Source organism: Nostoc sp. 2RC, assembly GCF_014222165.1.
GTDB lineage: Bacteria > Cyanobacteriota > Cyanobacteriia > Cyanobacteriales > Nostocaceae > Nostoc > Nostoc linckia.
Genome location: NZ_JACKZU010000303.1, coordinates 1 through 10,104 on the forward strand (window position 1 = coordinate 1; position 10,104 = coordinate 10,104).

General features: G+C 41.5%; 10 protein-coding genes. 4 read left to right on the forward strand and 6 right to left on the reverse strand.

Translation table 11 applies throughout. The annotated features are described in order from the left end of the window. Positions 1-18: 18 nt before the first annotated feature. Positions 19-789 (reverse strand): response regulator transcription factor, encoded by a 771-nt coding sequence (locus GNE10_RS25995; protein ID WP_099066738.1) that lies wholly within the window; start codon positions 787-789, stop codon positions 19-21. A 581-nt stretch (positions 790-1,370) separates the two neighbouring features. Between GNE10_RS25995 and GNE10_RS26000 the strand changes: the two genes are divergently transcribed. Next, a complete protein-coding gene (locus tag GNE10_RS26000; RefSeq protein ID WP_099066737.1) occupies positions 1,371-1,619 on the forward strand; it encodes a DUF6761 family protein in 249 nt (82 codons plus the stop codon). Between the two features lie 267 nt (positions 1,620-1,886). Here GNE10_RS26000 and grxD read toward each other — a convergent pair whose 3' ends face one another. The 5 genes from grxD to cysS all read right to left on the reverse strand — a co-directional run bounded on the left by grxD (position 1,887) and on the right by cysS (position 7,428). Further along, positions 1,887-2,210, reverse strand: a complete 324-nt coding sequence (grxD, locus tag GNE10_RS26005) for a Grx4 family monothiol glutaredoxin (protein WP_099066736.1) — start codon at positions 2,208-2,210, stop codon at positions 1,887-1,889. Between the two features lie 129 nt (positions 2,211-2,339). After that, complete coding sequence (locus tag GNE10_RS26010) at positions 2,340-2,597, reverse strand: BolA family protein (protein ID WP_099066735.1); 258 nt, start codon at positions 2,595-2,597, stop codon at positions 2,340-2,342. Between the two features lie 252 nt (positions 2,598-2,849). Then, entirely contained in the window at positions 2,850-4,196 is a 1,347-nt protein-coding gene (locus GNE10_RS26015; protein WP_185568044.1) for a TldD/PmbA family protein, read from the reverse strand. Positions 4,197-4,411: 215 nt separating this feature from the next. Next, positions 4,412-5,851 (reverse strand): TldD/PmbA family protein, encoded by a 1,440-nt coding sequence (locus GNE10_RS26020; protein WP_185568047.1) that lies wholly within the window; start codon positions 5,849-5,851, stop codon positions 4,412-4,414. Between the two features lie 95 nt (positions 5,852-5,946). After that, the gene (gene cysS, locus GNE10_RS26025; protein WP_185568050.1) at positions 5,947-7,428 is read right to left on the reverse strand and encodes a cysteine--tRNA ligase; all 1,482 of its coding nucleotides are present in this window, start codon (positions 7,426-7,428) and stop codon (positions 5,947-5,949) included. 277 nt (positions 7,429-7,705) lie between these two features. Between cysS and GNE10_RS26030 the strand changes: the two genes are divergently transcribed. The 3 genes from GNE10_RS26030 (at position 7,706) to psb28 (ending at position 10,012) form a co-directional block, all read left to right on the forward strand. Next, positions 7,706-8,860: a GTP-binding protein gene (locus GNE10_RS26030; protein ID WP_185568053.1), complete on the forward strand. Its 1,155-nt coding sequence runs from the start codon at positions 7,706-7,708 to the stop codon at positions 8,858-8,860. Between the two features lie 133 nt (positions 8,861-8,993). Further along, positions 8,994-9,446 (forward strand): D-aminoacyl-tRNA deacylase, encoded by a 453-nt coding sequence (gene dtd / locus GNE10_RS26035; protein ID WP_099066730.1) that lies wholly within the window; start codon positions 8,994-8,996, stop codon positions 9,444-9,446. 227 nt (positions 9,447-9,673) lie between these two features. Continuing rightward, positions 9,674-10,012, forward strand: a complete 339-nt coding sequence (psb28, locus tag GNE10_RS26040) for a photosystem II reaction center protein Psb28 (RefSeq protein ID WP_185568056.1) — start codon at positions 9,674-9,676, stop codon at positions 10,010-10,012. The last annotated feature ends 92 nt before the right edge of the window (positions 10,013-10,104 follow it).

The window sequence follows — 10,104 nt, forward strand, 5'->3', positions numbered from 1 at the left end:
CCCATGCCCCATTCCCCATCACACTTGACTACTACTAAGTGTTGAACGTTGATTACTAAATCTCTCTCTGGTTAACTTTGTTTGTGACTGTGGAAGGTTGCTATTCAAAATTTCCATGTTAAAACGGTATCCCACATTGCGGATAGTCTGAATCAAGCTGGGTTGTCGAGGATCGAGTTCAACTTTTTTCCGCAGCGATAAAACGTGAGTATCAATGGTACGAGGATTATCGATGGCATCAGGCCAAGCACGACGCAGCAATTCCGACCTACTCAGAGGCACTCCCCCGGCTTGTGCTAAAACGTACAGTAAACTAAATTCCTGGGGCGTTAAGTCAATGAACTCTCCTTGAAAGCGGACGCGGCGCTGAACTAAATCGATTTGCAAAGTACCATAATCCAAATATGCTGGTGCAGTCGGTGTACGCTTACGGCGAATCAGTGCCTCTACCCGTGCTAAAAACTCTTGCATCCCAAAAGGTTTGCTCAAGTAATCATCTGCACCCGCCTTCAAACCTGCCACAACATCAGCTTCACTATTGCGGGCAGATAGCATTAAAATTAATGGCTGTTGCTGACGATGCAACCAACGACAAAATTCAATGCCGTCACCGTCAGGAAGATCGGCATCCAAAACCACAAGTGTTGGTTGATGGCTTAAAAATACTTCCCTTGCTTGATAAATACTGGCAGCTTGATGCACCCGGTATTCTAGTTGTTGCAAGTGCCAACCTAGCAACGACCTGAGATGGGGATTCCCTTCAATGATTTCTATACAAACCGAACCCACGGTGGCAAGACCCCTTAGCGTCGATGACTTTCAAAGTAACAAGCCCATGTCTAAGGTTTTGTAGCCTTTGTTACTTCAATTGCTATTAGCTTTACATTTCCTCATAAAAAAAGTGCCAATATCTTTAATTTTTCCTTTACAAAAAGGCATTAGAAATATTCTTAAATTTTTGTTAAACTTATAAAAAGACTTGTCGAACTTATCAAAAGTTCTTCTAGCTTAAATATTCTGTTTTTTGATGGCTATGAGATCCAACAACCATAACCAAAATAGCAAATCCTTAACAAAAAAGCTTTCCAGCCTAATGGAAAACTGATTCTTGAGGAAGAGATTTGCTGCTTACATCCATGAATATAGCACTAATAAAATCTCTCTGCTGGGAGGTCAAATCATAAAAATCCCTTAGCAGATCGCAAAAATAAGTGTTTTCTGGAATACGATTAAATTAGTCTGTAGCTACTAGGAGAGTACTACCCGAAGGACATATGTTTATTTTTAATTGATCCCAAAGTAAAATTACACTTCACATTTGAACTTGAATCATTTACAATTCTCATTCCAAAGACATTAATACAGCAGTTATGCTCCAAGACACACAAACCATCCGCTATTACCAAAGACTCACTGACGCCTTCGTCGAGTTATGGAATCGCGGTTATCGTATGGATGATATGCGGATGTATTTGGATGGATATCTAGCCGCACTGCGACATGGCAACGCTATTGAACCTTATTTGATTCATCGTTTAGAAGAGGAAGCCAGCCGCTACTTGTACGATGCATCAAATTTTGAAATGCCGCAAGCGCAGCCACAACCTGATTACTACTAATATCGCTTGCTTGGTAATTAATAGTAACCGTAAATCAACGCAGATAATTATAGCATGTTATTTGTATTGGTCAACGGGTTGTTGTGGTGTGAAATTTTGGAGATATTGTATTGATAAAACTAATCCCCTCAGCCCTGTATTGGTCTTGCCAATGCGACTGAGGGGATTTTCGGCTATGGGGACTGGGGAGATGGGGAGATGGGGAGAAAAATTGCTATGCTACCTTGTCCCCCTTGTCTTCCTTGTCTTCTTCCCCATACCCAATGCTTAGGAAGCTAATGCGACTTCTACCTTTTGCTGTAATTCCCCTTGTTGGTAGAGTTCAATCATAATGTCAGAACCGCCAATGAATTCACCATCAATATACACCTGGGGAAATGTCTGCCAGTTGGAGTATTCTTTAATTCCTTGACGGATTTCATCGTCTGCTAAAACGTTAACGGCCTCAAAAGGAACTCCCAAGCTATTGAGAATTTGGACAACATTGTTGGAGAAACCACACTGGGGCATTAACTTGGTTCCCTTAATGAAAACCAAAATCTTGTTATCTTCTACCAATTGATCGATTTTCTCTTTGAGTTCTGGTGTCATGGTATTTATGTTTCCTAATATTGCACTGAACAATCAGGAATTAGGAGTAAAAAGTAAAAAATGTATTACTCCTAACTTTTGTACAGATGCGACTAATGGCGTCTGTACTAATAACTCCTAACTTTATATTTACGAAGCTGATTTTGCTTGCCAAGCTTCAGGAGTATATGTTTTTAGAGACAAAGCGTGAATCGCTTGACTCGATATTGCTTGTTGCAACGCACCATAAATTAATTGGTGCTGTTGCACTAGTCCTTTACCTGCAAAGTGCGATGAAACTACTGTCACCTGATAGTGGTCATTACCACCAGTCAAGTCTTGCACCTGAACTTGGGCGTCTGGCAGTTCCGCCACAATCATTGCCTCAACCTGCTGTGGACTAATCATCCCAATTCCTGAAAAAACCTACTCCTCTATTATTAGCAGATATAGAGTAAATCCCTATGCAATTTGCGTATGGGGCATGGGGTATGGGGTATAAATCAAATAGGATTCCTATAATCAATAGACTTCTTGCATAAGTAGGGGAAAGGGTAAGGGGAAAGGGAGAAAGATTTTGTGTTTTCCCTTTCCCCTTTAACATGCACCCCTTTTTCCGACTTATGCAAAAAGCACTTTTGCAAGAGATATAATGCTTATTTACAGTGTGTAGGTAAAATCTTCTACCAACATACCAGGAACTAGACCACCTCCTAGTTGACGACTTTCATATGTTCCAACTTCAGGGATAAATTCTTGAAAAGTGGTCAAATCTATGAGGTTTTCTCCCCAAAAGCGGTAGAGACTTTCATCAAAACGGAGGTTTTCAATGGGGGCGATAATTTCTCCGTTTTCTACCCAAAAACAAGCATAACGGGTCATGCCTGTGATTCTACCTGTTTGGCGATCGCTCCAATTTAAGTAATGCAAATTCGATACATATAATCCTGTATCTAAACTGGGAAGAATCTGTTCAAATACTAAATTACCAGGACTCACTTCTGGGGCACGTAACGTCTCTGAACCATTAGCACCATTGGCTATTTTTCCATATTCCTTAGCAGTACGAGAATTCACTAGAGTGTTGACTAAATCTCCTTTTTCTATAATTGGTAACTCTAGGGCTGCGATTTCACCTAATTCATTAAATCGTGGTACTAATCCCCGTTGAAAATTTTCTTTTAAAGTGAATTTTGCAGACAGTTGTTTCTCTTGACGACATAAAGCAGCTAAAGAACTGTTACCTTGTTGAATATCAGCTTCGCTGACAGAACCCCAAGAAAGCATCATTGATAAATCTGCAACAGCAGCAGGAGCAAAATAAGTTTTGTACTGTCCTCTTGGTAATTCTTTGGATGGACGAGAAAGGAGTTTTAATTGTTTTTTTGCTTCATTGATTTTAGCTATGTATGCAGTTTTATCCCAATCGCTACCTGCAAACGTACCTTTAACTGCTTGCCCAGATGTAATAAATAAAGAATAATCTAAGGTAAAAGAATCAGTAGCAAACCAATGTTTTTGACCGCTAGAATCACCATAGGCTTTAATTACAACTCCCCCGGCATATATGCCAGTAAAATCTAGTTCGGAAATTAATTCTAGAACAGTGGTAACCACTGCTTCTTCTGGCAATAAATTTCCAGAATGGATTTCGCGACTAGTATTATTTCCTGAGGGCAAAACTAAATATGGATCGATGGGTAATAGAATTATTTCATCTCGTAGTTCTTGCAAAGCGCTATAAGCTAACTGCCAGTCTCTCTCCCAATTTCCAGTAAAGGGAAATTGTCGAAAACTACTGCGCTGGTCTTTCATCAAAGTTAGTTCGATCCAACCATCAGCAACATAACCAGTTTGTCGCACTTTTGCATGATTGAAACGAGTAAATTGACTGCGTTCGCTACTGAGCCTGACAGTGAATTCTTCATCTGTTGATTTTTTCAGAAGCAGAGTTTCAATCAATTGATTAAAGCTAACTTCTAAAGTAGATAATTCCTCAATTTTCATGGATATTACTATTAATATGGGATAGTTTAAAAGTTAGGAGTGATGAGTTAGGAGTTATTAATTAAAATTGGAGGTTTTTTAATTTTTAATTCATAACTCTTAACCAAGTTAGGAGTTATGAGTGAGGAGTTATTAATTAAAGTTCAAAGAAAGTTTTTTAATTTCTCATTCCTAACTCTTAACTCCTCACTCTTAACTCTGAAATTTTTTATCTTTCAACTTCCTCCACCAAAAACTTCGACATTAGCAAATACACAAACAGGAGAACCGTGTCCTACCCAAATAGCTTGATTTGGTTCTCCTTTGCCACAATATGGAGTACCGTACATTTCCCAGTTGTTGGCATTTCCTACTTTAATTAAGCTATGCCAAAACTCTGGTGTTGTGGCGCGATAGTTGGGATTGCGGAGGGTTTTGGTAAATTTACCGTTTTCGATTAATTTGGCATATTCGCAACCAAATTGGAATTTATAACGGCGATCGTCAATTGACCAAGAACGATTAGATTCCATGTAAACGCCATGTTCTATGCCACCAATAATGTCTTCAAAACCAGCGTCTAGAGGCTCTAAATTCAAGTTAGCCATACGGTCGATCGCTGGTCGATTCCACGAGGAAGCACGGGCACAGGCGACACCAGGTACACCTGCTCTAGCTTGACTCTCTAAGCTACCCAAACCGCGTTGCAGTACGCCTTCTTTGATTAAATACTCTCGTGTTGCCACAGCGCCGGTATCATCAAAGCCATAGCTGGCAAATTCACCAGAGACGGTGGGGTCAAAGGTAATATTCATCAAGGGCGAACCATATACTAGTTTGCCAAAATCACTTTTGCTGACAAAACTGCCCCCGGCATAGTTTCGTTCATCTCCCAAAATGCGGTCAATTTCTAGGGGATGCCCGACACTTTCATGAATTTGCAGCATCATTTGGTCTGGCGCTAAAACTAAATTGGTACGGGTGGTTGGGCATTCTTCTGCTGTTAAAAGTTCTATTGCTTGTTCGCCAATTTGTCGTACCCGATGCCATAAATTCTCTTCTTTTAACAGTTCTAGCCCGCCTTGATAACAGTTTGCTTGAGCGCCGTTGTAGGTGCGTTGCTGTACAATTGGCCCATCTTGGGCTGTGGCTCCGTAATGAGTGCCGATGGATAGAAATTTTTGATAGACTTCTGAGCCATTGCTGCTGACAAACCATGACTCCTTCTCGTTTGTGCTGACACCAGCAATGGTTTGGACAATTTGGTCGTCAACTTTTAGGGTTTGGCAAATACGAACTAATAAATCGTTGATTTCTCCAGGAGTTAAAGCATCCAATGACTCAAGGAATGGAGAGTTATATTCACCAACAACTTTAGGGCGCTCAGTTTCACGGAAGGGATATATCCACCATTCACTAGCTGCTAGTGCCTGTTTATAGGCTATTTGGGCAGCAGCTTGTAAAGATGGCAATTCTAGGGAGTTAGTAGCTGCATAACCCAAACAGCCATTAACTAACACTTCTAGCATGGCTCCCACGGTAAAAGATTTACCGTTGGCTTGGGGTAAGCCATCACGCACTAAACGATTTGTAGAAGTTTCCTTAACAGCTCTGATACCAATCCAATCAGCAGGAATATCGAAACTAGCGATCGCTTTTTTGAGTTCAGATAACATAATTTTAGGGAATAGGGAATAGGGAATAGGGCATGGGGCATTGGGGAGTTAGGAGTTGGGAGTTAGGAGTTAAAAATTATTCTCCTTGTCTTTCTCTAATTTCTATGCCAACGTGTGCCTTCACGGCTATCAATTAGGGTAATACCTTGGGCTTGCAATTCGTTGCGAATGCGATCGCTTTCGGCAAAATCTCTGGCTTGACGTGCTGCTTGTCTTTGCTGAATTTTCGCGTCAATTTCTGCATCGCTTAAACCTTGTATTGTGGAAGTTTCTGCTTCTGGTTTGGCTTCTAAACCCAATACTCCAGCTAATGTAACCAGTGTTTGCCATTGCTGTTGTAACTCTTGTGGCGGTGTTTCGGTTTTGCCTTGATGCACAAGAATATTTCCTTGACGCTGGAGTTCTTTTGCCAATTCAAACAGCACTGTTAAGCCACCAGGAAAATTAAAGTCATCATTGACGAGTTCTTGGAAACGTTCAATGTATGATGCGGAGATTTGTTTTCCATTCTCCGCGTCCCCCTGTCCCCCTGTCCCCGCGTCTTCTACTTCCCAACCTAATTGTTTGCCGTGTTGGTAGCCAAAAAGTAAACCTGCTTTTAGGGTGTGCCAAGCGTTTGTTTTATCTGCGATCGCTTCGTCGGTAAAATCGATGGGTGTGCGATATTGGGCTGTTAGCACTAATAAGCGCACTGCCATTGGGTCAACTCCTCGATCTAGCAATTCTCGAATGGTGATAAAGTTACCCAAGGATTTGGACATTTTTTCACCATCAACTTTCACCATGCCGTTATGCAACCAGTAACGTGCTAGGGGTTTTCCTGTGACAGCCTCGGATTGAGCAATTTCGTTTTCGTGGTGGGGAAAAATTAAGTCAGCACCGCCAGCGTGAATATCTATGGTATCACCCAAGCGATCGCGCACCATTGCCGAGCATTCAATGTGCCACCCCGGACGCCCTGCACCCCAAGGTGACTTCCAAGCTGGTTCTCCTGGTTTTGCTGCTTTCCATAAAGCAAAATCAAAGGGGTCTTTCTTTTTGTAATATTCTGGATCTTCGACGTTAACGCGTTCGCTAGCTCCAGCTTGCATGTCTTCTAACCTGCGTCCGGAAAGCTTGCCATACTCAGAAAACTGCCGCACTGCATAATACACATCGCCGTCAGCAGGGTAAGCAAAGCCTTTATTTTCTAAATCGTGAATTAAGCGCAAAATTCCATTCATTGTATGAGTAGCACGGGGATATTCATCCGCTTCTTTGATTCCCAAGCGTGCCATGTCCTCAAAATATGCTTTGATAAAGCGATCGGCTACGGCTTCCATTGATGAATGCTCAGCACAGGCTCGATTGAGAATTTTGTCATCAATATCAGTAAAATTTTGAATATAACGTACTTCATAGCCGATAAACTGGAGGTATCGACGTACTACATCCCAAACAATGCAAGCTCTGGCATGACCCAAATGGCAATAATCATATACCGTCACGCCGCAGTAATACATCTTAACCTTGCCTGGTTCCACTGTTTCAAACGGTTCTTGACGACGGGTGAGGGTATTGTATAGGGTTAGGGTCATAATCAACTAATGCTGAAATAGAGAGATACGCAATAATAAAGTAAGCAACTGGGATGACAGTCCAGCATCCCTATGCTAGTACAGCACGGCAGAAATAAACAGACCATTAAAAATGGTGCAAAAGCCGAAGACACAATTATCGGTGACTTTTGTACAGACGCAATTAACGCGTCTCTACTTTTGACTTTTGTACAGACGCGATGAATCGAGTCTTTACTTTTGTTTTCTGGACTATCTGCGCTACATTACTATTTTTGATTTTTTTGATAACAGCGCTATGCAATCAGCAGCTACTTCTGAATCTCAGGCAATGGATACACCGAAACAAGGAATGCCAGTAACAATTATCACGGGTTTCCTTGGTAGTGGAAAAACGACTTTACTTAATCATATCCTTAATAACCAACAGGGTTTAAAGACCGCTGTTTTAGTGAATGAGTTTGGTGAAATCGGCATCGACAACGAGCTAATCGTTTCCACTGGTGAGAACATGGTGGAACTAAATAATGGTTGTATCTGCTGCACTATTAATAATGATTTAGTAGATGCAGTTTACAAAGTTTTAGAACGCCAAGAAAATTTAGATTACTTAGTAGTTGAAACAACTGGACTGGCAGATCCGCTACCAGTAGCCCTGACATTTTTGGGTACAGAATTGCGGGATCTAACTCGCTTAGATTCAATTATCACCGTTGTAGATGCCGCAAATTACAGCTTAGATTTGTTTAATTCCCAAGCAGCATACAGCCAGATTGCCTACGGTGATGTGATTATTCTGAATAAAACAGATTTGGTTGATGAAGCTACTTTGAATGAGTTAGAGAGGAAAATTAACGAAATTAAAGAAGAAGCAAGAATTCTCCGTACCACGCGATCGCAAGTGCCACTGCCATTAATTCTCAGTGTCGGTCTGTTTGAATCTGATAAATATTTTGACACAGCAGTAGATAAACACGACCATCACGACCATCACGACCATCACGACCACCACGACCACGACCACTCAACGTGCGGTCATGACCATCACGACCACCACGACCACCACGACCACTCAACATGCGGTCATGACCATCACGACCATGACCACGACCACCATCACTCAGACCATTTAGAAAATGATGGCTTCACTTCCATTTCTTTCCAGAGTGACAAACCTTTGTCTATTAGGAAGTTTCAGTATTTCTTAGATAACCAACTCCCGTCAAGCATCTTCCGAGCCAAGGGGATTATGTGGTTTGATGAAAGTCCGAAGCGTCATATTTTCCACCTCTGTGGTAAACGCTTCACCTTGGATGATGATGATTGGCAAGGTCAACCCAAAAACCAACTAGTGTTGATTGGTCAAAATCTGGATCGTGAAACTTTAATTGCTCAAATCGAAAACTGCGTTTGCTTACCTTCTAATAGTCGCGGTAAAGGGTTTGGCAAATAAAGGGACTTCTAAATATTGTTGATTGTTGACTGTTGACTGTTGACAGTTAACAGTCAAGGTTTATTTTTTGAGTTCCCTCAGATGCGTGATAATTTAGCGATCGCATTATCTCATCTGAAACTCATGATTTTTTATGCGTGTTGTCATCCAGCGAGTTAAATCATCTCAGGTTATCGTTAACGGCGAAATCATCGGCAAAATTGGACGGGGACTCAACTTACTTGTAGGTATTGCTAAGACCGATACCGATGCTGAACTCGACTGGATGGTGCGTAAGTGCTTAGAATTGCGTCTCTTTCCTGATGAAGAAGGAAACGAACGCTTTTCAAAATCTGTACAAGAAATTGATGGTGAGTTGTTAGTAGTCAGTCAGTTTACCCTTTATGGTGATTGTCGCAAAGGTCGCCGCCCTTCTTTTGACCGCTCAGCCGCCCCCCAATCAGCAGAAGATTTATATAATCGTTTTGTTACCAAATTAATAGCCAGTGGTTTACAAGTCAAAACTGGCCAATTTGGTGCAATGATGGAAGTCTCAATTGAAAACGATGGCCCAGTAACTTTGTTACTTGAAAAAGAAGCAACTTAACGTTGACTGTTAACTGTTGACTGATGACAGTTAACCGATAAATCCAACCTCCTTTCTTAAGGATGAGGTCTCGATCAAAGTGTCACTAGTCAACCGTCAACCGTCAACCGTCAACCTTCAACCGTCAACACTTGAAAAACATCAATCGTAGTCGCCTCTAGACCGTGAAGTTCTAATTGATGAGAGAATATTAAACTAACGATCGCAAAAGTTTAAATTCATTTATCATGGCCAAAATACAGTTTGCTAGGGGTATTAACGAAGAAGTAGTTCCAGACGTGCGTTTGACGAGAGGGCGCAGTGGTGAAACTGGCACGGCAACATTTTTTTTTGAAAATCCGAAGATTTTAGACCAAGGCAGTACCGACGACATCACCGGGATGTACCTAATTGACGAAGAAGGCGAAATCATCACCCGTGAAGTTAAGGCTAAATTTATTAACGGAAGACCGGAAGGATTAGAAGCAGTTTATATTATGAAATCTCCTGAAGAATGGGATCGCTTTATGCGCTTTATGAAGCGGTATGGCGATGAAAACGGTCTTGGACTTAGTAAAAATGAATAGGGCATAGGGTATGGGGTATGGGGCAAGCAGGAGGTGTGGGAGGTGTGGGAGGTGTGGGAGGATGGTGAAGAAATTTTTCCCCCTCTCTCCCC